Raw genomic sequence first — 22,163 nt, forward strand, 5'->3', positions numbered from 1 at the left:
TATAGAAGTTTTTATTAGATGGAACACGAGACATGTTTTTCACTTTATGCCGAGCGGATTTCTGAACCTAAGTTCAAGAAAATCTCTTCCAAAGAAGCTTCCTCTACTTCGAGTCGATACACGTTAACGTGTTGCGAGACGAGGTAGCTATTGATCGTAGCAATATCGTGTTCACTTTGGACGATGAACGTCGAATGAGTAGAGGAGACGTTGACGTCTTTCGCAAGTGTCGACAACTTGGTCTGCAGATGTTGTTGTGTATCATTGTCGAGCGACGCATGTTTTACATGAACGGTGATGTTCTTCTCATGTTGTTCCCGTAACTCCTCCATCGTGCCTTGCGTCTGAATCGATCCATCCTGCATGATCGCAATCTCCGTACACAGTTTTTCGACCTCGTCTAAGTTATGAGACGTTAAGAAAATCGTCGTTCCGTCTGCTGCGATCTTACGAATCAAAGTATGAATCCCGAGAATCGAGTTGGCATCAACGCCAGACGTCGGTTCATCTAAAAATAGCATTTCCGGTCGATTAATCAGGGCTTGGGCGATCCCGAGCTTTTTTTTTCATCCCAAAGGAGTAGTTCTTCGTTTTCACATCGATGGCGTCTTCGAGTTGTACATCACGGAGGAGTTGTTTTAACTCGTCCGTCGTCGTCTTCAGACCGAGGACTTTACTGAAATACTTCAAGTGATCGAGCGCCGTGAAGTTTTCGTAAAAGGTCGAGTAATCCGGGAGGACGCCGATTCGGGTCCGGACGTCCTTCAAGGAATCGTTCGGTGCTCCGAGTAACTCGAACGTTCCGGATGTCGGACGGACAAGACCCGTTATCATGTTGATGAATGTTGATTTACCGGCGCCATTTTGACCAAGGAAGCCGAAGATAGCCCCTTGTTTGATTTCGAGATTCAATTGGTTGACGACGGTCTTATTGCCATACTGTTTCGTTAGATTGGTTGCTCGAAGAGCTAGCATCATAAATCTCTCCTTTTAAAAATCATCAAGCTCGCGATGACGAAGACGGCGATATGGATCAAGATAAGGTACGTGTATGCAGTGTTTTCTTGCGTATAGTAATAATAGGGCGTCAAGTAAGACAACGTATCAACGATGACATTCTTCGAAATAAGACTCCACATCCCGATGACCGGAAGCGCGATCGAGATGAAGATGCCGACGAACATCGTCATCGCGGAGTTACTGACGACTGTTGAAAGAAACAGCGACAGACCAATGAAGTAAGAGACGAAGATGATACTCTGGATCAAATCGACGATCGGGAACGATTTTGAAAACGGGACGATCAACAAGAGGGCAACTGTCAGACAGAGGACCCAAAATGATACGTTGCCTAAAAACTTCCCGAAAATGATGTTCTCACGAGATGTTTTCGTCGCGAGAAAACGAATCGTCTTCGATTCAATCTCTTTGTTGACGCTACTATGAGAAATACTCGTCACGAATAAAGGAGATGCTAAGAACAGAAGCAGCATCAAACCGATGATATAGGCGTTGTCACCTAGACCGAGATCACTGAGTTGTCCTTTAAACTGGCTGACGAGTTTAGCAGAACCAATCGTCACACCGAACAAGACGACGATGATCAGGATGGCCCGAATACTTTGGAAAAGCGATTTAAATTCTCGAAGTGTAATCGCGAACATATCGACACACCTTTCTGTTTGAGTTTAGTATTGCCGTGCTATCTTTTTATTCTTCGTGACGTTAGTGATACCGGCGATCAAATAAGCGATTGAACCAAAGACACCGGCGAGTAATGTGAAAATCCCACCAAGAATTGCAGTAATGATCAACATCTTTCCTGCTGAACCGTTTTTGCGAATCCGGACGATTGAGACGATTCCGCCTATCGTACATAAAAGAGAGACGGCACCAAGGTACAAGAAGAATTGTTGGAAGGATGTGAGGATTTGGGTAGACGTGACATCCGTAATGTTCTCATCCTGGATGAATTGATCGACCAAATCCTTCATGCCAGCGTGATCCGCAATCGATCCAGACAATAGAAACCCACCTAAACATAATGATCCAAACAAGACGATACCGATGACAGCAAATATGTATTCCGTTGTTCTTTTCAAGTAGAACACTCCTTTTCCTTATTTTTCCGATTTGATAATCCTAAACTACCATGACTCGAATCACTATGACAAGCGAAATAATGAATATATTTTAATTAATTATTGGTTAAATGTTTAATAAATATCAAAAATACTTTAACTTTATTTAATTGGATGCTATTATGGTGGCATGGGAGGGAAATGGTAAATGAAAAAAGATGATGTTCCAGATTGGGTTTTATCTCTAGAATTGGAAGAGATGGAATTCGTTAAAAAATTCATCATAAGCTCGGGTTCTTTGAAAGAACTGGCGAAACATTATGATGTCTCCTATCCCACAGTCCGGATTCGCGTCGATCGAATCATTCAGAAAATCGAAGTGAATGAGAAAATCGAGAATGAACCGTTCATCGCATACATTAAACAAATGGCTATCGAAGACCGGATCACGATTGAAGATGCCAAAAAAATCATCGAAAAATATCGACTTGAGAGGGGTAACAATCAATGAACTTTTTCATTTCTGCTCTAATTATCAGCATCTGTTTAGGAATACAGTATTTCTTATCAAGCCGTCACAATCCGTATCTCGGTATCATCATGCCAATCGTTCTAGTGATTTTTCTGACATGGCGTTACTTTGATGGTAGATACAATAGTTTTTTAGCCTATGTATTGATTTTAGGAGTCGGCATGATTTCACTGTGGGAACAATGGTCGCGTGGTCGAAAGAAGCTTAAAGAGAATCAAGAAAAAGAACTAGAACGGATGCGCGTTCACGATACATTGTGAGTTACAACGATACATATCGTTTTTTTTGTGAAAAATGAGAGTAGCCTCGGTTTCGATGATGAAACCGAGGCTACTCTCATTTATGCGTTCCGTGCTAGATTCATATTACGGCATATTAATCGAGTTCAATCTTCACTGTCGTATCCTTTGGAAACGCATCATCCGCCGCAAAGAGAACGAATACCTTCTGGTCATCAGGAACTTGATAGACTAAATCAACGGTTGACTTATATGGAGAGAAATACTGATAACTGTTTCTAAATGCTTTCTCATTATGATTGACATAATCAACGGTTTCGTATTCTTTACCGTCTAGTGACGTCAGAATATACGTTCCAGGACGATAGATAGCATAAGATCCTTTTATTGGATTGCCGGGATCGTACATGACAATAGGAATCGTGACATAGCGATAGCCGACCTTTTCCTTTAGATTGAGTTCTTTTGGCGTCGGAATGAGAGATTTGACGTAAAACATCTGAGATGTCGCTTCTGGATCACCTGGGTACGTTTGGATGACTCCTTTATTCATTAGTTTTTTAAGTGCTTTCTGATTGTCAGTTTTCTTGTCGGTTGACGCTTTCGTTTCAGAAGCCAAGTTTTTTATTTTTTGTCCGCTTGTTTGTTGCTGAGGTGCACTCTGTGGTGCTGTGGTCGTCGAGGATTCCGTTGAGGCGAATAAGAATAGGCTTGCCACTCCGATACACAAGGAAGCGGCGATGGATCCGAGTGCCCATTTGAAACGCCGTTCTGTTGCTTGCGTATTTTCGACGATGCTACCGAGTGCGGCATTCGGTGTGATCCGGACGGCACGCTCGGCAGGAAGTAAGGCGCCTAACACGCCGGTGATCACTGGAATCAAGAGCATGATGCTGAGGAAACCAAGCTCTTGGACCGGAAATTGTCCGTAAACGAAGCCGATCATCCCAAGTGCTGTCAGAAGACCAATCACGCCAGCGCAGAGTCCTGTCATCATGCCTTCACTTAGCACGAGTAAACGAACTTGACCGTCTTGCCACCCCGTCGCTTTAAGGACGGCGAGCTGACTTTTCCGTTCATTGACGTTTTGCCACATGATTTCTGTCGTCGTCAGGATGGCAATCAGTAAAGCGACACCCATCGCGACGTAATGCATCGTCCCCACTTCAAGCGCGACATATTCACCGAGCCACGTTGCGTACAAGACGCCTTTCAGTCGGAACGTGATGAAGAGGAAGAAGATGAACAGACTCGTCGGTAAGGCGATCGCAACGACCGAAAGCAATGTCCGTTGCCAGTACGTGACGAGCTGATTGATGCTCATCCCGAGGGCGCTACGCGCACGAACGAAACGGCGACCTTTTGAGACTTCACCGGAACGCATGCTTTCGTACGGTTTGATCCGACGGATGAGCGTCATCGGCACGATCGTTCCACCCCAGTAAATAAGTAAACCAGCAAGACCAATCAATAAAATTCGACCGATCGCAATCGGGTTGTCCGTCGTGACCCAGAACGAACCGAGAATCGTCCAGGCAATCAAGACGACGAGTGTTCCGAGCAGCGTGGCCTCGAGGAACAATAGTTTCGACAGCTGGCGCGGACGCCAACCGAGTGATAGTAAAATCGCGAATTCTTTCTTTCGTGCATACAGCAGGATGATGTTCGAGCTGAAGACATAGACGAGCGCGACAGCGATGACACTGGCGATGATGCCGCTCATCCCGACTTTTGCTTCCTGGAAGATCGCAATCGAAGAGCCGAGCTTGATCCACGGTTGTTGGACCCATCCGAGTGCTGATTCGTCTTTTAAACCCGGTAAATAGGTCAAAGCGAGCTGCGGCGAGGAACCAAGTGTCACGTCCGTGATCAAGCCTGTCTTTTGTTCGATTTCTGCTGCCACCTGTTGGAGCTTCTTCTCGCTAGCAGCATTCATCGTCTCGACACCTTTGACGTTGACGCGGATGGCAGAAATCGCTTTGGCACCACGAATTTTAAACGCAGCATCGAGCGTCGTCAGCATCGACGGTGGTTTCGTCAGGAAATCATATGGATCATTTGTTGGTTTAACGTCTCGAACCGGATTGACGGGACGTTCATTTTTATCCATGACCCACTGGGCTTTTGACGGGAAGTACGTCTCCATCGGCAGTTCTGTCAGCGGGTCTTTCGAGATATTCAATTTCTTCGGATCGAAGACCCCGATATAGTTTAAGTTGACTTTGGGCCAATCCACGCTATCTTTTCCGAACATGCGCGCTTCCCGGTACATGCTGCGTTTAGCGAGCAAGGAATCTTGGTCGACTTGTTTCGGTTGGACTTGATAGGTGAACGGCCAACGTGAAGCGTAAGGACTTTTGATCGAACGGTAGTCGATCGGAGACGGTTTTAAGGCAATCCATGTAAAGGAATTGCTGTTCGTCTCTTCAGCGGTCGGTAACGTGTGTTTCAAAATATCATTGACGAGCTTCTTCTGGACATCTTGTGTCGTAATCGTATAACGTTTCGCACCACTTGTCGGTAAGGAATCTAAGTATTTTTTTCCGCCTTCTTGTTCGACTTGTTGTACCAGATCGTTAATGGATTTCTTTTTCGACGGCAGCTCCACTTTTTCGTACGTGTAGATGCGCGACGCATCGACATATTCACGATTGTTCAACAGGATCGGAATTTGGACACCATCTTCCCTGAACGAGGTGACCTGATCATCTTTTGAAAAATAGTTACTATAGGTTCCTTTGGTCGTCGCTTTGTCCAAGCCGACGAGTGCGGCTTCCGCTTCGGGATCAACCCCTGCAATCATGACTTGACTTCCATACTCATATAACGGTTGTTTTCCAAGTGGAAGGGGAGACACACCTGATTTTTTGGCATTTCCTGTAGGTTCCCATCCTGCTGCTAAGAAGGTGACGCCACTCGAGGATTCGTTCTGTAACCCGGTATCTTGCGTGTCTTTGATCGTTAGTTTATAGATGCCTTCTTGATCGATGGTATGCGTACCGACACTCGAAACTGTTTGATTATACCCAATCATCGCGATTGGGGCAGCGACCTCGACGTCAGTCATTTTTTTGATCGTTTCGTATTGTTTGCGGGTGATCCCGCCGTCGAGCCCACTCATGTAGTTGGGCTCGAGTAACTTCAAGTCTTCTGTTACGCTCCGGCTGCCTTCCGGTCGGACGACGATATCGTAAGAGGAACCCCAGCGTTTTTGCAGTTCATCGACGACGGTTCCGTTATTGGCTTGCGTCGTACCGATCAAGTAACTGAGTCCGGTACTGACGATCAGGACACCGACGAGAAGGAGAATGAATCGTTCTTTGTTACGCCACCACGAATTCCAGATGAACTTAAGCATAGGCAGGGACCTCCGATGGATCAACAACCCGACCATCTTTCATCGTGATCGTCCGGTTCGCGCGTGCGGCTAGTTCAGGATCATGCGTGACGAAGAAGACGCCACAGGCGTTCTCACGGTTCAGTTTCGTTAATAGACTGAAGATGACCTCACCGGTTGCTGTGTCAAGATTCCCAGTCGGTTCATCCGCGAGCAACCACTTCGGGCGATGGATGAGAGCGCGGGCGACGGCGACACGTTGCTGTTGTCCACCAGAAAGTTGCGAAGGGAGAGAGTGAATCTTGTCTGCGAGTCCGACCTCCTCGAGGAGCTCAAGTGCCCGTTTTTCCTTATCATAGTCGACCTTGCGTCCGAAGAGCGGAGCGAGCACGTTCTCGAGTGCCGTCAGCGTCGGGATGAGATGAAACTGCTGGAAGATGAAACCGATATTCTCGAAGCGTAAGTCCGAGAGTTGCTTCGCATTCAATTTGGAGATGTCTTTTGCATCAAACAGTAATTCGCCTGAAGTCGGAGTATCGAGTGTCCCGAGAATACTGAGCAACGTCGACTTACCAGAACCGGAAGGTCCGATAATCGAAATGAAGTCACCTTCGGCGAAGTCGAGCTGGATGTCGTGTAATGCGAACGTCTCGTTTTCACCTGTCTGGAACGATTTCGTTATACTTTTGCACGTAAACGAATAAGCCATGTACCTTACCTCCTAAAAGTAATAGTTATTTAATCCCATATTTAAGTTATAAAATCCATTACTTTCCTATTATAATCATAAAAACACTCTTATTAAACCGTAAAAATACAGAAATATCTGAAAAATAAGTCAATTTTCGAAGTAATGAATCTATTCTAGTAAACATATTCGTTCTACTCTTTGAATAATGAATATCTTTGTTCCTGCTCATCAAGTAGGTATCAGTTAATATTACATACGAATACAGATAACTTCCGTGTCAAGACAAGCAAAATGAAACAAGGAAGTCCACATCTGAGAAATGATGTGGACTTCCTTTTATAGTAGCTATGCTATTTGAAAGGTTAAGTATTTAAATATTCTTCACGACGATCATTTGTAAATATCTCGACGGTGTCCTATTTCGAGAATTAAGATCACGACTTTTTCATCCTGGATGTCAGCAATCAGACGATAATCACCGATGCGATAACGCCATTCACCCGATCTGTTCGAGACGAGCCCTCTACCATGACGACGCGGATCATCCGTCCCGACCAGATTCTTCTTGATCCAGGACATGATGATCCGCGCTTGTTGAGGGTCCATCTTCTTGAGAGACTTTTGAGCTCCGCGCTCAAACTCTACCGTATATGCTGTCATTCTAAATCAAGTTCTTTCATCATATCGTCGAAAGAGATCGCTTCTGATTTTTTACGGTGTGCTGCCATCGAATCATGATAGAGTTGTAAATCGATTTCATCTTCGATACGGTCGAGGACGGCATCGCGAACGAGTGTAGAAATCGTGATGTTCTTCGCTTTCGCATATTCCTTGATGAGTCGTGTATCTTGATCATCTAGACGTACGGAAATGGTACTCATGATTATCAGCTCCTTTGTAATACATTGTAATACATATTCCAGTAGTAGTCTAGAAATGGCACCGATTTAAAATAGGATTGAACCTGTTACAACTAGTATGAAAATGATGAATAAGTATGAAAAAAGAAAGGCTGCTGTATCGCGTGCCTTTCTTTTTGTATAAGACGTCGCACACGCTGAAATGCTCATGTGGAGGATCATAAATACACGGAAATGCTATACAACGCTGCGAAAAATAATGAGATCGAGACGCCTAATCCAAGATAGAGGGTCTTGATGGAGTCTTGGGTTGATCGGATGACGTACACCAACAATCCCACGAAAAGGAGGCTGATTGCCATCAAGATGAGGGATATCATGGTCGGCTCGAACCGGATATCAGAATAGGTGAAACGCAAGCTAGGGAAAAGAAACCCTGACAGTGGACCAGCCCCGCTGGATTGAAGAGTATCCTTGATCGAGTGAGGGGGTTCCTGTTGACCGAGCCACGCAGTAGCTGTGAAGAGAAGCAGGATCAAGATGCCTTCCATCCGCATCCGTCGGACTTCAAACGATCGTTCAGGAGACGCGTAACTCCACTTCCCGTTCATGATACCGATGATCAGCACGGGTAGAATCAGGACGTGTTTCCAGAGTAAGGCTTGTCCATACGGTAAAATCCAGGAATCGGAATACTCCTCTACCTGCACGACGACAGACATCAGATAGATGCCGGAACCGACGATCAGTAAGAAACATAGCGTCACGAGTGGTTTGAACCATTCGAGGAAGATGCCCCAGTTACGATCTGATGGACTCCAAAAGCCGAGTATGAGCAATCCACCGGTCCAGATGAAGACGGCGAGTGCGTGAATAGAATGTACGAGCATGCCTTCTGCCCCTTTGATGCTAGAGGGGTGCCCGGACCACGCGAACGTAACGACCATCGCCATAACAAGGAATACCCCTAGTTTTATACGTCCAGGACTGAGTGATGCACGATTGATGACGATGAGAAGGAGTACACTCCAGAGAACCATCAGAATCCAAGCGTTCCTTGCCTCGAATGTAAGTAACACGGATCGCAGTGTTATCCAAAAACCGATCTCTTCATATAAATACAGTACGATTCGTAAGACGGACAGGGAAAAGGATAACAGCATCAGCACGATGAGCATGCGAACCCAGCGGATTGAAAGCGATACGTCAGGTCGGTAAGAACGAGGGATGAGCTGGACGGAAAAGAAACCGATCAACAGCGCAAGACAACCGTAGAGGAGCGTATCGTCGATCAGATAGAGCGCGGTCATCGCTTCCGCCCCTTCAGGATAATCTGGTAGAAACCATACAACGCCAAGACGAACAAGCCTCCGGCAATCCAGAAGGGAAATCTGCCATCTTCCGTCGTGCGAGTAGTGACCTGAGAAGGTGCTACTTTTTTCGTTTCCTTTTGAACAGATGATGTCTCCTCTTCTGGTTCGGACGTAGTATTACTTGATACGACAGTGAATGTATATGTACATTGATCGGATGTCCATCTGTCCCGATGATTTTCCAATCGACCTGGTATTTCCCTGGCGCCATGGGACGGTCAAGTGTCAAAATCATCCGTTCGTTTTCTTGAGTGAACGTCCCCTCAAGGATGTCGGAAGCATCCACGGCGGATACTTGAAGACTACCGCCAGCCTCGATCTCGGATTCAAAACGGAGGGTCAGTTTGTCAGTTGGTTGAACAGTCTGATTCGCTCCCGGAGTGGAAGATTCCAGCCCGGTATGTGCGGAGGGAACCACTATAATGCGCCCGTAAGCAACAAAAGGAGAAAGCTTTTTTGATACATCGTGTCAACTCCTTCATGTGTAGGTATGTATGGTCGAAAAGATAAGGAAGAAAATCCAGTCCATTATTTTTTTGACGCTTACATTAGGAAATACTAATATGATGATAATATATTAGCGGATTCGAATATGAAAAAGGAGTGAATATTTTGGAACAATTACTGGAACCATTGGACTTAAAGGTAAGGGTCGTACATGGTTTTTCTAATAAGACACGATTGCAGATCTTAGAATGTATCCGTGACGGAGAGAAAACCGTCACGGAAATCGTCGAAGCGATTCAAGGAAATCAGTCCAACGTCTCGCAACACTTGGCGTGTCTAAAAGGATGCGGATTGATTCAAAAACGGACACATGGGAAGTTCGGGTACTACTCGTTGCGAAACGATACCGTACGAGAATTATTGCGACTGTTTGGAGAACTGACGTTAGAAATCGGTCAGGAATCTGCTTGTTGTGAACATCACATCGAGGAGGCGTAAAGATGGCAAGTTCCTGTTGTAACAATGACTCTTCGAAGGAGAGCGCTCCAAAAGAAGGGAAGAACGCTTCTTTACCGACAACGACGTGCTGTACCTCGAGCGCGGACACGCAACGTGGAAAGGCGGATCAGACAAGTTGTTGTACGACCTCCGAATTAGCGGGTACGTCGTTACAAACGGAACCTTCTGAGTCTCCGCCTAACGATACGGAGACATGCTGTAGTAAGGTGCCACTGGAGAAGGTGAATCCGGACGATGCGTCATGTTGCGCCTCGAGTAGCCCTGGATCAGCATCGAACCTCGCTACTCGTGCGACGTATACCTACCGAATAGAAGGGATGGATTGTCCCTCTTGCGCCGCGACGCTAGAGAAGGGGGTGGCGACGATACCGGAGTACCAGCAAGTGTCCGTCCAATATGGTGCTGCTCGTCTGAAGATCGACAGTGAAGAAGAACCAGATGATCGTCGTTTAGGGGAGGAAGTCCGAAAATTAGGATTCCATCTCATCCTTCCCGATAAATCAGATCAGCTCGTCCAAACATTCACCGTTTCCGGGATGGACTGTAGTAGCTGTGCTAAGACGATCGAACAACACTTTCAAAAGATGCAAAATGTCCAGACCGTCACAGTTTCGTTTGCCCGTGGGGAGATGGAAATCGACCATCATCTGGATGCTCGACAAGTCCAAAGCGAGCTGAACAAGATCGGTTTCGATGGATACGTCAAGGGAAAGAAAACGTCCGAGGCACCGGTTCGGTCGTTCGAGGCGATCTCCTTGATCCTGTCCGGGATTTTGATTGGTCTGGGATTGCTCATCCAAACGAGCGGAGTAGCGTATCTTCCGAATGTTTTGTACGGTATCGCCTTGATCCTCAGTGGGGGGAGAGTTTTCCGGAGTGCCTATTATGCCGTCCGTGCCCGCTCACTCGACATGAACGTATTGATGAGCGTAGCAGCCATCGGTGCCGCATGTATCGGGGAGTGGCTCGAGGGAGCGACCGTCGTCTTCCTCTTTGCCATCGGCAATTTGCTTCAGAATCGCTCCCTTGCGCGGACGCGCAATTCCATTCAGAAACTGATTGAACTGTCTCCGAAGGAAGCCTTCGTGCTGACGGACGGGGACGCTAGACGTAAACCGGTGGAAGCGGTGCGAGTCGGAGAAATCCTCCGGATTCGACCAGGTGATCAGGTTGCACTGGACGGCACGATCCTGAACGGGACGACGACCATCAATCAAGCACCGATCACGGGCGAATCGATTCCTGTCGATAAGAAGGAAGGCGATCACGTATTTGCCGGAACGCTCAACATGGATCGTTCGTTCGACATGATCGTCGAGAAGACGTATCAAGAGACGACGCTTGCGCACATCATTGAACTGGTCGAGGAAGCGCAGGATAATAAAGCACCGAGTGAAGCGTTCATCGATCGTTTCGCGAAAGTGTATACACCGTTCGTCTTCCTAGGTGCATTGTTGCTGATGATCGTCCCACCTTTACTCCAACTTGGTAGTTGGGGAGAGTGGTTCTATAAGGGGTAGCGTCAGGAAAATGCGGATTTACAATGCTAAGGAAATTCCCATACTAAAAAGCCAAATTTCTCAACATCAATTGAGAAATTTGGCTTTTTCCGTTGCTCAGTTAAAGCGTCCTTTAGTTGTATATTTCCTGTTGATATCCCTTTTGAAGCATAACATTGTTTTCAATGATCGCACCCGATAGTTGACGCCCATTTTAGAACCTATTCTTTGATTTTCAATAAGCGTAAACTGTTTAATGTTACAAGTAAAGTTGCTCCCATATCAGCAAATATAGCTATCCAAAGTGTTAACCAACCGGGCATGACCAAAAGTAATGCCACTAATTTAATCGCCAAAGAGAAGGTAATGTTTTGCTTGATGATTGCTAAAGCCTTACGGCTTAATTTTATTGTATATGGCAATTTACTCAAATCATCAGACATTAAGGCGATGTCAGCCGTTTCTAAAGCTGTATCAGTTCCAGCACCACCCATTGCTACACCAACGGTAGATGCCGCAAGGGCTGGAGCATCATTCACGCCATCTCCGACCATCCCCACACTTTGATGTTTTTCTCGAAGTTCTTTAATAAAATTAAGCTTATCTTCTGGAAGTAAGTCAGCTTTAATATCCGAAACACCAACTTGTTTTCCGATGGCTGTTGCCGTTCTTTGGTTATCGCCTGTTAGCATCACTGTTTCGATTCCCATATTGTTCAACTTGCCGATAACTTCTTTAGACGATTCCCTCATTTCATCGGCTACGGCAATAAACGAAAGAATTTCTTTTTCTGTTCCTAACACCATCACCGTTTTACCTTGAGTTTGCATATCGGCAATTTTTTCTTTCCTATCGCTTGAAATGCTTCCGTGTAATTCCTCAAAAAGATTTGGACTTCCCACATAATACATTTCATTATTTATTTTGGCTTTAACGCCTTTACCTGTAATGGATTGAAAATCCTCTACTGTTACTTCGTTAAATTTTAATCCATTTTCTTCTGCTTTTCGCATAATCGCTGAAGCAAGAGGGTGCTGTGATCCTTTTTCAATGGCTGCTGTTATGGTCATTAATTCATTTTCATTTCTACCATATGTCACAATGTCTGTTACAGCAGGAATACCTTTGGTTAATGTTCCTGTTTTATCAAAGGCTATCGCTTTTAAGTGTCCTGCTTCTTCTAAATGGATACCACCTTTAATTAAAACACCATTTTTCGCTGCATTTCCTATTGCTGTAACCACAGCAACTGGAGTTGAGACTACTAAGGCACAAGGACAACCAACCACTAATACAGCTAAGCCTTGATAAATCCATTGGCTCCAGTCTCCGCCAAATAATGGTGGAACTACCGCAATTAAAAGAGCTAGTATGACAATAGCTGGTGTATAGTATTTTGCAAATTTATCGACAAACGCTTGAGAAGGGGCCCGTTCTGCTTGGGCTTCTTCTACCAAGTGAATGATTTTTGAAAGAGTAGTATCTTCAACTCGTTTTGTTACTTTAACCTCAAGTAACCCTTCTTCATTCAAGGTTCCTGCAAATACTTCATCATTTGTGGTTTTCGTTACTGGAACACTTTCACCTGTAATCGCAGCCTGATTTAATGTCGATGTACCTTTAACCACTATTCCATCCATTGCTAACTTTTGACCGGGCTTAACAATCATGATGTCTCCAACTTGAATATCATCAACATGAATCATCATTTCTTCATTGCCTCGTCGAATTAACGCTTCTTTTGGGGCAATATCCATTAAAGATTCAATAGATTGACGTGCTTTATCCATTGAATAACGCTCTAATGCTTCACTAATCGCAAATAGGATAACAACGGTTGCCCCTTCACCCCATTCACCAATGATTGCAGCTCCTATAATTGCAATAGTCATAAGCGTATTCATATCGAAATTTAATCTGCTTAGATTTTTGAGACCTTTAATGAATAACGAATATCCACCGATTAAAATGGACGCTGCATAACCAATTGTCGATAGAACATGCTCTTCACCATACTGCTCTCCTAAGAACCAGCTAACTACAAGTAAAAGAGCTGATATATATACCTTAATGTTTTCTTTCTGCTTCCAAAAAGGTTCTCGTTCTACCCTTTGTTCTTTTTCATCTCGAATTTTTAAATTTTCAAATGCTCCTGCTTTTTCTAATTCTTCAACGGTTGTCGTCCCTTTAACATAAACTTTAGATGCTCCGAAATTTACTTTCGCATCCTGAACACCGGGAAGTTCTTTAACATTATTTTCAAAAATGGCTGCACAGTTAGTACAAGTAAATCCTTGAACACGATAGGCTTTCATTTCTTCTTCAGACAGTTTTGCTTTCCCACTAGACATTGATCTTCACCTCTTTCTTATGTGCCAATGCAATCATCATAATTTGTCTGATATGCTCATCATCTAATGAATAAAATGCAAGTTTTCCCTCTTTTCGAAACTTAACAATCCCTTGCTTATGGAGCGTTCGCAGGTGATGAGAGGCATTTGCAACCGTAACACCTATAATATTTGCTATATCACACACACACAGTTCGTCATCTTGACATAAAGCATAGGTAATTTTTGCTCTATTTTCATCTGCAATAGCTTTTAACATTTGGGCAACACTAGAAATATCTACTGTCTGTAAATTACCTTGTATTCGATTGACCTTTTCTTCGTCATAACAATAAATTTCACAAGTATCTTTCTTAATCACATTCTCACCCCAATATCATTCAAGTGTTTATTTGAATATAGTATAACCATTTTTAATAATTCATTCAAGTGTTTATTTGAATGAGTAAAAAAATTCATAAAAAAAGAATTGGAGTACCCAATTCTAATAACAAAATAACCAAACTGCATAAGACTTTAAGTACATAACATTATCTGGCCAATTAATGGAATAGGACTGAACTATTTGTTCTCTTCCGATAGCTTTCTATATAATGAATCCCTAGACACATTTGTAATTTCACAAATTTGATTTACAGTCATATTTCCTTCTTTATATAGCTTTACTGCATAATTCATTCCCGCATGATTTTTATGATATTTCTTTATCCGACCTTTAAACTTTCCTTCTTTCTTAGCCAGCTCAATCCCTTCACGTTGACGCATACGGATAAGATCTCTCTCTACCTGGTTAACACCAGCCATTACTGTAATTAAGAATTGGCTGTATGGATTATCCTCTGATAAATCTAGCCATGTATCCTTGAGTGATTTTAAGCTGGCTTTTTTCCTTCGTATGTAATCGATCAATTCAAATAAATCTTGTGTACTACGAGTAATTCGAGTTAAATCTGTAACATAAATGGTGTCACCATCTTGTAAGTCCTCTAACATTTTTTGAAGTTGCTCACGTTCCTTCGTTGCCCCAGAAACTTTTTCTTCGTATATAATATCCATTCCGAATTCGCTTAGCTGCTGAAATTGTCTTGAAGGGTTTTGACTAGTTGAACTGACACGTACATAACCAATTTTCCGCAAAATATCACCTCACTTTTGAGACAAGTCTTATGAGACGCTAGATCACAGCAATCCACTTCAAAATAAATGACTTGATGAAGTCGCTTCAGATCATAGAAAAACCCTCATTTCGACGTCGAAATGAGGGTTTTTCTATGATCTGAAAAGATGCTGTCTTAGGACATCCTCTCTTCTTTTTTTAGGTTACAAATAGTTCAATGGGTTGACACTATTCGCTGCAGAATAACTGCTGTATTTATAACTGTTTTTATGAATCTCAAAGTGTAAATGATTTCCGAACGAGTTTCCTGTATTCCCAACTGTTCCAATCTTCATACCTTTAGAGACTGTCTGACCACTTTTTACCGAAAGACTATTCATATGAGCATAAACGGTTACGTATTTTTGATTCTTTAGACTATGTGAAATCATAACGTGTTTACCATATGCACCGCTGTTTTTAGAGGTAGTGACTTTTCCACTCGCAGAAGCATAGACAGGTGTGCCTTTTGTTGCAGCTAGATCAACGCCATTATGGAATGTATAACCGTAAGCGCCATTAGATTTTCCGTATCCTTGGGTCAGCCTCCCTTTAGTAGGAGAAGCAAAAAGAGACTCATTATACGTCATTTTTTTTGCAACGTGGCTCTTATATTTTTTTAGGTAAGAACTATAGATATACCGTGTGTTCCCTTTGTAAAGTACTTTTGTCCAAGCTCCTTTTTTTCCTAAATAAGAAAAAGTCTGACCAGTGTTAGTCACGCCGACTATATTGTAATTGAGAGAAGGACCAGTCCGAACACGGAGACCGTCTGTCTTTACTTTTACTTTATATGCACTACTTGCTTCAACTTTTGGGCTATGCATTGAAAAAGTTGTTGTGAGTAAGACGCTAGAAGCGATAAGTATTACCTTGTTTTTCATTAGTTGTACTCCTTTAAAGATAAAGATACGGTGACAAACGATTTGTTAAAAGGAGTATAGCATCACTATATTACAAAAAAGTGTATCAAATTCATTTCAAAAATTGATACGAGATTTAATCAAAAAATGCATAGTTTTTTCACAAACAGATTTTATGTTTAAAATTAAACACATTTCTTTTTTATACATCTTAAAAAAGATTTATTTTTTAGAGTTCGGGAGGAATTTGATGGAGTTATCTTTTTTGTTAGCTTTTGGAGCAGGGTTTTTATCTTTTATCTCGCCATGTTGCCTAGCTTTGTATCCTGTTTTTCTATCTTACATTACAGGAATTTCAGTTACAGAGTTAAAAGAAAATAAAAAGTGGAACTGGAATGGTGTTCCCCATACATTCGTTTTCTTACTTGGATTTTCGAGCGTATTTTTAGTGATGGGTTTTTCAACGTCATATTTGGCTGATTTTTTTATAGTGTATAAAGATGTTCTACGGATGAGCGGTGCACTTATTTTATTCATATTCGGTGTTATTTTAACTGGTCTGTGGACCCCAATATTTTTACTTAAAGAGCGAAGAATGAACTTAGGAAAAAGAAAGCGTGGTTATATCGGAACGTTTATTGTCGGAGTCGGATCGGCTGCTGGATGGACTCCTTGTACAGGACCAATCCTCGCTGGAGTTATTGCTTTGATCGCCACGAATCCTAGTAATGGATTTTTATATATGCTCTTTTATGTACTAGGTTTTTCTATTCCATTTTTCTTGATGTCGTTTTTGGTCGGGAAATCCAGATACTTAATGAATTATTCTTCAAAGGTTATGAAAATAGGTGGCTGGTTTATGATTTTATTAGGTATCATATTGTATTTCGATGGTCTGACGAAACTAACTACAATATTGATTGATTTTACAGGGTTTAGAGGGTTCTGACGCTCTATTTTCTATTTCGAGAGGAGATGCATCGTAAATGTCTCGTGAAAATGTCTTGATAATGGGAGTAGAGGAAAACTGGAAAGTGATGGAGAACATAAAACAACTTAAGCCTGTAAGTATAGATATTCATATTTCTTCAAAAGAAGGATGGGTTCGAAAGCTATTTCCTGATTTTAAATATTTTGATTCATTTTCAAAAAAAGAATCAGAAGAAGGGTATATTAGTAATCTGATTGAATATTGTACTTCTCAAGAAATAGGCTGGATTATCCCTTTAAGCGAACAAGAAGCATCTACGTTATCAAAACATAAGTTGAAAATGAGAAAAAATAACGTAGCGTTTATAACATCCTTTGACTGGGATAAAACAGTACTTCATGATTCATTTTCGGTTCAAGGTAATACTTTCACTTATTCTTTTGACCAGATAAAGAATGCGCCTGAAGGTGTAAAGGTGGGGAAAATTGATGCATATGTCGATTATCGATCTAGTGAAGTGATTTGCTGTTTTATGAGAGAAGAGTATGAACGGTACCAAGATACTGTTCTTTCATACGAGGTGTTTGCCAACTCGATTTTAGAGGAGTGCGTAGCAATAATTGCTCAAAGGCTTAATATAAAGGGTTCTTTTTCTTTCGATTATCAACGTGATTCGGAGGGAATGTATACGATTACAAAAATAGAATGTTTCATGACGCGTTCTACTCGTGAGGCTATTTTTAGTGATTATGATTTCGCTAATTATTTGTGGAGTAATATTCAAGGAATTGTCCTTTTAAAAGAATCAAATGATAAAAGCTCTTTTGTGTATCGCCTAAATGAAGAATACTTTCTTTTCTAAATCTCAACAGTTTGTTTTTATATGCAATCATCTTAAATGAGAAAGGTACTTTATGAATAAACTTTCATTTAAAATAACGTTATTTTATTTTGTCGGGATTCTCATGATTTTCATTTTCTCATCTGCTATTGTATACAACATTCTTGAGCATCAACAAGTAGAAAGTGAACTGGAGAGCCTTCAAGAGAGAGGCAATAGTCATCGAGATGTTCTTTCCACTAACTTCGACAAGCAAACAGTTGAACACGTTGTTTTAATGGAGGAAAAGGCGATGACTGATGTGATTATCTTAGACAAAAATAATCAAGTCGTCGATTCATCTAACGACGCTGAACAATTTTTGAACCCGGATTGGATTCAAAAAAAGGATGGAATCGTAGAAGGTAATTGGAGAGAGGGCAAATTTTTAGTGACGGTGAGTAATATTGAAGATGGCGGTCAAATAATCATGTTAGAGCCGACGAAGTATATACAGCATTTGATGGGGGAATTGAAACAACAAGTAGTGTTCTCTCTATTCTTGTTAATACTTTTTCTATTAGTAAGTGTTTATTTTTTGAGTTATATCATTATAAAGCCACTTTTATCAATGAAAGAGGCAACGGTAAAGTTAAGTAAAGGCGAGGTGCTGAAAATCAGAGAAGCTGAGAGAAGCGACGAAGTAGGAGATTTAGCACGAGCGATCACTAAGTTATCTGTTGATTTACGTCACATTCAAAATACAAGAAAGCAATTTCTGACTTCAATCACACATGAATTGCGTACGCCGATTACCTACATCAAAGGATATGCAGGACTCCTCAAAAAAAACGAATCGAGATTTGGAGATATTATCTATGAGGAATCCGAAAGACTTCAAGAACTGATTGAGGATTTGTTTGAACTTGCTAGATTGGAAGAGCCACATTTTCAAATAGATCCTCAGATCACAGAGATGAATGATTTCTTAAAACAAATCAGTGAAAGAATAATTTTTAAATTTGAGGAGAAACAAGTGAAATTAATTCTTCAAATTAATAAAACTCCCATCTACAAAGAGATAGACCAAGCTAGATTCGATCAGGTTCTCTTAAATTTACTGGATAACGCGCTAAAATATACACATGCGAACAAACGCGTATTTTTAAAAATTGATGAAAACTTTATTGAAGTTACGGATGAAGGTGGTGGTGTGGATGAGCAATCACTCCCGTATCTTTTTGATCGTTTTTATCGAGTAGATTCTTCACGAAATCGTGAAACAGGAGGTACTGGGCTCGGTTTGGCTATCACGAAAGAAATAGTTGAAGCGCACAAAGGGACCATCGTAGCTATTAATGTAGAAAACGGGCTGAAGGTTGTCATTGACTTGAGGGGGATTCCAGGATGAGAACCATTGCTTTGGTAGATGATGAGAATCGAATGTTAGAACTGATTGAACTCTATCTGCAAGACAGTTATACCTGTATTAAGCTGAACAGCGGAAGAGAGATATTGAACTTGATTGATGTAGATGAGCCTGACTTAATCATATTGGATGTGATGATGCCTTTAATGGATGGTTTTGAGACCTGTCAAAGGATAAGGGAAGTTTCGAATGTACCAATCATTTTATTGACAGCACTCGACGGAAAAGAAGAAATCGTAAAAGGATTACAACTGGGAGCAGATGATTACATTGTGAAACCGTTCGACGAGGCGGAATTGAAGGCAAGAATTCAATCGATTTTCAGACGAACTACAGTTTCTTCAGGATCAAAAATCGAATCGTCGGGTCTAATCTTAAATGAAGACGCCCATGAGCTGTATTATGATAATCATTTAGTCAAAGTCACGCCAAAGGAATTTTCATTACTTGCTAAGTTATTAAAAAATCCAGAACGTGTCTATTCAAGAGAGGAACTACTCTCAAGTTTATGGTTAGCAAATGAGTGGACAGATGAACGAACGGTCGACTCTCATGTAAGAAACTTAAGAGAAAAACTTAGGAAACTCGAGTTTCCTATTGAAGAACACTTTCGCACAGTATGGGGAATTGGTTACAAGTGGGTTCCTTAAATAAGGAGAAATAAGACAAGAGAGGAACGGTTAAAAAACCGTTCCTCTCTTGTTTATCGTTTATTCTGCAGATAGTTCGTCTTCAGTCACCCATTTATGATTTTTCACTTCTTCACCTGTAGTCGATTCGAAATCAATCATATACACTGTTGTTTGCTTAGCTGAGTCGATAGTGGCCGTAGCATCCTTCATTCCTTTCATATGATCCGCGTCTACTTTTACTTCATCGCCTACTTCATAAGGAGATGACTTGGCATCTACAATCTCTTCTTGAATAATCCATTTATGATTCGTGACGCGTTTCCCGCCATTTGTAGGGTCATAAGAAATGCTATAAGCAGTAGTATCATAAGCTCCTACAATTTTAGCCTCGGCCCCTTTCATGCCTTCCATATGTGCTTCTTTGATCATCGCCATGTCGCCAACTTTAAATTTAGGGTTTTTAGCCTCTTGGAGCCCTTTCGGAACCTCTTTCGATCCAGACATGTCCATCGTCGAATGATCCATACCGTCCATATTTTTATCCATGCTTCCTGTTGATTTAGAATCATCACCATTGCTTCCGCACGCAGCGAGTGCTAAAGAAAGCGAAGCAGCCATAGTTGTCATAAAAATCTTTTTCTTTAATTTCATAAAAATTACCTCCAAGTGTTTTTTTTTATGCTTTCCATAGACTTTATCACATAAATTTGCAGAAACATTGCAGAGAGCAGAAAAGTAACACATTGAAAAAATATAAAATTCATGGGTGGAAAGACATATTTTTTTCACAATCATTCTTTAAGTTAAAGAAAATAATTAAATGAAGGGAATGATCCATGTGAAGAAAAGATGGTTAATCGCAACTATCGGTATCTTTACTCTCATGATGATAGTGGGCGGTTCGTATTTACTTTTTACCCGAGGTACTATGCCAAATAACAAACAGCATATGGAATCTATGATGAATGTAGGGAACACTACTACAAATCAGACCATGATGGAAGGTATGGGACATGGCGCGAGTGTCGATTTAAAATCAACTGAAGAAAAAGAGCGACGATTGAACATCCCTAAGATGCTAAAATCCGATCGTGAAACCAAGAATTCCATTCAATACACGATTGTCGCTAAACAAGGAGAGACACAGTTCTTCCGAAATAGTAAAAAAACTGAAACTCTAGGATATAACGGAAATTATTTAGGTCCTGTAGTGGAATTGAAAAAAGGAAAAATGGTAACAATCCGTACGGTGAATCGCTTATCAGAAGCGACTACATTCCATTGGCACGGTCTTGTTGTACCATCATCCGTAGATGGCGGACCACATCAAGTCGTGAAAGCTGGTGAAACGAAGGTAGTAAAGTTTAAAGTGAAGCAAGATGAATCGACATTGTGGTTTCATCCACATCCAATGGGGAAAACTGCTGAACAAGTATACAAGGGGTTAGCAGGATTGTTGTACGTAAAGGATGAAAAAACTAAAGAGACGATGCTACCTCAAAAATATGGTGAAAATGATATTCCATTAATTCTTCAAGATCGAAAAGTTAAAAACAGGAATGTCCTTGGATATGCTGATGTAGAAAAAACAGATGGGGCTTTAGGCGATACCCTCCTCGTAAACGGTACGATTAATCCATATTTCAACGTAAAATATTCGCAACTTAGAGTCAGATTGATAAATGGCTCCAATGCACGTAACTACGTAGTGAAGCTATCTGACGGTTCATCCTTTAAAAAAATTGCTGATGATGGTGGTTACATCTCAAAACCGAAAAACGTAAAGAAAATTGAATTAAGTCCAGGCGAACGTATAGAGGTATTGGTAGACTTTTCAAAAAGAAAAATTGGTGAGACTGTTTCATTTGAGACGAATGGAGTAAGGGTCGTTAACTTCAAGCTGAAGGATAAACAAGGGACGAACCTAAGTGCATTGGCGCCGAAAAGTAGATATGAAAAGCCGCTAAAGACCTTGTCTACAGTGAATCAAAAGTTAACTCTTTTCGGGATGGGCAAAAATGTTGAAATCAATGGGAAAAAGTTTGATGAGAAGAGAATCGATATTAAAGCGAAACAAGGAGAAACCGAAATTTGGGAGGTCTATAATAAAAAAGACATGATGGGTGGAATGACTCATCCCTTCCACATTCATGGAGTCCAATTCAAAGTGTTAGAGCGAAACGGACAGAAACTGGATAATCAAGAAGCAGGTCTAAAAGACACTATCGCTATAAAACCAGATGAACGAGTTAAGATTCAGATGACTTTCAAGGAAAAAGGGGTATTCATGTACCATTGCCATATCCTTGAACATGAAGAGAACGGAATGATGGGTCAGTTGAAAGTGGACTAAAAAATAGGTGAATGTTTTCATCTTTTTTTCACAAACTAAGGAAATAGGCT

At 41.7% G+C, this 22,163-nt stretch carries 24 protein-coding genes; 9 read left to right on the plus strand and 15 right to left on the minus strand.

Features of this window, described 5'->3' with window-relative positions:
* Positions 1–44: 44 nt before the first annotated feature.
* Genes ESP131_RS17040 through ESP131_RS10130 form a run of 4 tightly spaced genes read right to left on the minus strand, consistent with a single transcriptional unit; the run spans position 45 to position 2,102 of the window.
* A complete protein-coding gene (locus tag ESP131_RS17040; RefSeq protein ID WP_335583348.1) occupies positions 45–521 on the minus strand; it encodes an ATP-binding protein DrrA1-3 family domain-containing protein in 477 nt (158 codons plus the stop codon).
* A gap of 10 nt (positions 522–531) precedes the next feature.
* Positions 532–975, minus strand: coding sequence for an ATP-binding cassette domain-containing protein (locus ESP131_RS17045; RefSeq protein WP_335583349.1), 444 nt, complete (start codon positions 973–975; stop codon positions 532–534).
* Complete coding sequence (locus tag ESP131_RS10125; RefSeq protein WP_069940627.1) at positions 975–1,664, minus strand: ABC transporter permease; 690 nt, start codon at positions 1,662–1,664, stop codon at positions 975–977. The genes ESP131_RS17045 and ESP131_RS10125 overlap by 1 nt, the downstream gene beginning before the upstream one ends.
* A gap of 24 nt (positions 1,665–1,688) precedes the next feature.
* Positions 1,689–2,102: a DUF4064 domain-containing protein gene (locus ESP131_RS10130; protein ID WP_047395297.1), complete on the minus strand. Its 414-nt coding sequence runs from the start codon at positions 2,100–2,102 to the stop codon at positions 1,689–1,691.
* Positions 2,103–2,289: 187 nt separating this feature from the next.
* Between ESP131_RS10130 and ESP131_RS10135 the strand changes: the two genes are divergently transcribed.
* Positions 2,290–2,592 (plus strand): DUF2089 family protein, encoded by a 303-nt coding sequence (locus tag ESP131_RS10135; RefSeq protein WP_064300933.1) that lies wholly within the window; start codon positions 2,290–2,292, stop codon positions 2,590–2,592.
* The gene (locus tag ESP131_RS10140) at positions 2,589–2,873 is read left to right on the plus strand and encodes a hypothetical protein (RefSeq protein ID WP_050677872.1); all 285 of its coding nucleotides are present in this window, start codon (positions 2,589–2,591) and stop codon (positions 2,871–2,873) included. Before ESP131_RS10135 ends, ESP131_RS10140 begins: the two co-directional genes overlap by 4 nt.
* Before the next feature lie 115 nt (positions 2,874–2,988).
* Here the strand turns inward: ESP131_RS10140 and ESP131_RS10145 are convergent, their stop codons facing one another.
* The 6 genes from ESP131_RS10145 to ESP131_RS17070 all read right to left on the minus strand — a co-directional run bounded on the left by ESP131_RS10145 (position 2,989) and on the right by ESP131_RS17070 (position 9,531).
* Positions 2,989–6,210: an ABC transporter permease gene (locus ESP131_RS10145; protein WP_069940628.1), complete on the minus strand. Its 3,222-nt coding sequence runs from the start codon at positions 6,208–6,210 to the stop codon at positions 2,989–2,991.
* On the minus strand, positions 6,203–6,898 hold the full coding sequence (locus ESP131_RS10150; protein WP_069940629.1) for an ABC transporter ATP-binding protein: 696 nt from the start codon (positions 6,896–6,898) through the stop codon (positions 6,203–6,205). Before ESP131_RS10150 ends, ESP131_RS10145 begins: the two co-directional genes overlap by 8 nt.
* 372 nt (positions 6,899–7,270) lie before the next feature.
* Positions 7,271–7,540 carry a type II toxin-antitoxin system RelE family toxin gene (locus ESP131_RS10155; RefSeq protein ID WP_058266059.1) on the minus strand — a complete coding sequence of 90 codons (270 nt, stop codon included), beginning with the start codon at positions 7,538–7,540 and terminating at the stop codon, positions 7,271–7,273.
* Positions 7,537–7,761: a type II toxin-antitoxin system RelB family antitoxin gene (relB, locus tag ESP131_RS10160; protein ID WP_026829710.1), complete on the minus strand. Its 225-nt coding sequence runs from the start codon at positions 7,759–7,761 to the stop codon at positions 7,537–7,539. The genes ESP131_RS10155 and relB overlap by 4 nt, the downstream gene beginning before the upstream one ends.
* A 197-nt stretch (positions 7,762–7,958) precedes the next feature.
* Positions 7,959–9,050, minus strand: a complete 1,092-nt coding sequence (locus ESP131_RS10165; protein WP_069940630.1) for a copper resistance D family protein — start codon at positions 9,048–9,050, stop codon at positions 7,959–7,961.
* Between the two features lie 121 nt (positions 9,051–9,171).
* Positions 9,172–9,531: a copper resistance CopC family protein gene (locus ESP131_RS17070; RefSeq protein ID WP_069940631.1), complete on the minus strand. Its 360-nt coding sequence runs from the start codon at positions 9,529–9,531 to the stop codon at positions 9,172–9,174.
* Between the two features lie 194 nt (positions 9,532–9,725).
* Between ESP131_RS17070 and ESP131_RS10175 the strand changes: the two genes are divergently transcribed.
* Together ESP131_RS10175 and ESP131_RS10180 are read left to right on the plus strand one after the other, a co-directional pair.
* On the plus strand, positions 9,726–10,058 hold the full coding sequence (locus ESP131_RS10175; RefSeq protein WP_083254799.1) for an ArsR/SmtB family transcription factor: 333 nt from the start codon (positions 9,726–9,728) through the stop codon (positions 10,056–10,058).
* A 2-nt stretch (positions 10,059–10,060) separates the two neighbouring features.
* Positions 10,061–11,599, plus strand: coding sequence for a heavy metal translocating P-type ATPase (locus tag ESP131_RS10180; RefSeq protein WP_083254800.1), 1,539 nt, complete (start codon positions 10,061–10,063; stop codon positions 11,597–11,599).
* A 200-nt stretch (positions 11,600–11,799) separates the two neighbouring features.
* On the opposite strand, the gene ESP131_RS10185 is transcribed toward ESP131_RS10180, so the two are convergent.
* From ESP131_RS10185 to ESP131_RS10200, 4 genes are all read right to left on the minus strand, one after another.
* On the minus strand, positions 11,800–13,929 hold the full coding sequence (locus tag ESP131_RS10185) for a heavy metal translocating P-type ATPase (protein ID WP_069940633.1): 2,130 nt from the start codon (positions 13,927–13,929) through the stop codon (positions 11,800–11,802).
* Positions 13,922–14,290, minus strand: coding sequence for an ArsR/SmtB family transcription factor (locus ESP131_RS10190; RefSeq protein WP_017474136.1), 369 nt, complete (start codon positions 14,288–14,290; stop codon positions 13,922–13,924). Before ESP131_RS10190 ends, ESP131_RS10185 begins: the two co-directional genes overlap by 8 nt.
* Before the next feature lie 200 nt (positions 14,291–14,490).
* A complete protein-coding gene (locus ESP131_RS10195; RefSeq protein WP_069940634.1) occupies positions 14,491–15,066 on the minus strand; it encodes a recombinase family protein in 576 nt (191 codons plus the stop codon).
* A gap of 183 nt (positions 15,067–15,249) precedes the next feature.
* Entirely contained in the window at positions 15,250–15,969 is a 720-nt protein-coding gene (locus tag ESP131_RS10200) for a peptidoglycan DD-metalloendopeptidase family protein (protein WP_069940635.1), read from the minus strand.
* Between the two features lie 229 nt (positions 15,970–16,198).
* Between ESP131_RS10200 and ESP131_RS10205 the strand changes: the two genes are divergently transcribed.
* From ESP131_RS10205 to ESP131_RS10220, 4 genes are read left to right on the plus strand one after another with little or no spacing between them, the layout of a single operon-like run.
* Entirely contained in the window at positions 16,199–16,897 is a 699-nt protein-coding gene (locus ESP131_RS10205; protein WP_034786404.1) for a cytochrome c biogenesis CcdA family protein, read from the plus strand.
* 37 nt (positions 16,898–16,934) lie between these two features.
* Positions 16,935–17,741 carry a hypothetical protein gene (locus tag ESP131_RS10210; RefSeq protein WP_069940636.1) on the plus strand — a complete coding sequence of 269 codons (807 nt, stop codon included), beginning with the start codon at positions 16,935–16,937 and terminating at the stop codon, positions 17,739–17,741.
* A gap of 52 nt (positions 17,742–17,793) precedes the next feature.
* Entirely contained in the window at positions 17,794–19,110 is a 1,317-nt protein-coding gene (locus tag ESP131_RS10215) for a sensor histidine kinase (protein WP_069940637.1), read from the plus strand.
* Positions 19,107–19,778 (plus strand): response regulator transcription factor, encoded by a 672-nt coding sequence (locus ESP131_RS10220; protein ID WP_029343435.1) that lies wholly within the window; start codon positions 19,107–19,109, stop codon positions 19,776–19,778. Before ESP131_RS10215 ends, ESP131_RS10220 begins: the two co-directional genes overlap by 4 nt.
* A gap of 60 nt (positions 19,779–19,838) precedes the next feature.
* On the opposite strand, the gene ESP131_RS10225 is transcribed toward ESP131_RS10220, so the two are convergent.
* Positions 19,839–20,411, minus strand: a complete 573-nt coding sequence (locus ESP131_RS10225) for a YdhK family protein (RefSeq protein ID WP_029343434.1) — start codon at positions 20,409–20,411, stop codon at positions 19,839–19,841.
* A 169-nt stretch (positions 20,412–20,580) separates the two neighbouring features.
* Here ESP131_RS10225 and ESP131_RS10230 point away from each other — a divergent pair, with 169 nt between their 5' ends.
* Positions 20,581–22,113 (plus strand): multicopper oxidase family protein, encoded by a 1,533-nt coding sequence (locus ESP131_RS10230; RefSeq protein WP_156772507.1) that lies wholly within the window; start codon positions 20,581–20,583, stop codon positions 22,111–22,113.
* Positions 22,114–22,163 lie beyond the last annotated feature (50 nt).

The sequence above is a fragment of the Exiguobacterium sp. U13-1 genome, from assembly GCF_001750115.1.
GTDB classification, from domain to species: Bacteria; Bacillota; Bacilli; order Exiguobacteriales; family Exiguobacteriaceae; genus Exiguobacterium_A; species Exiguobacterium_A acetylicum.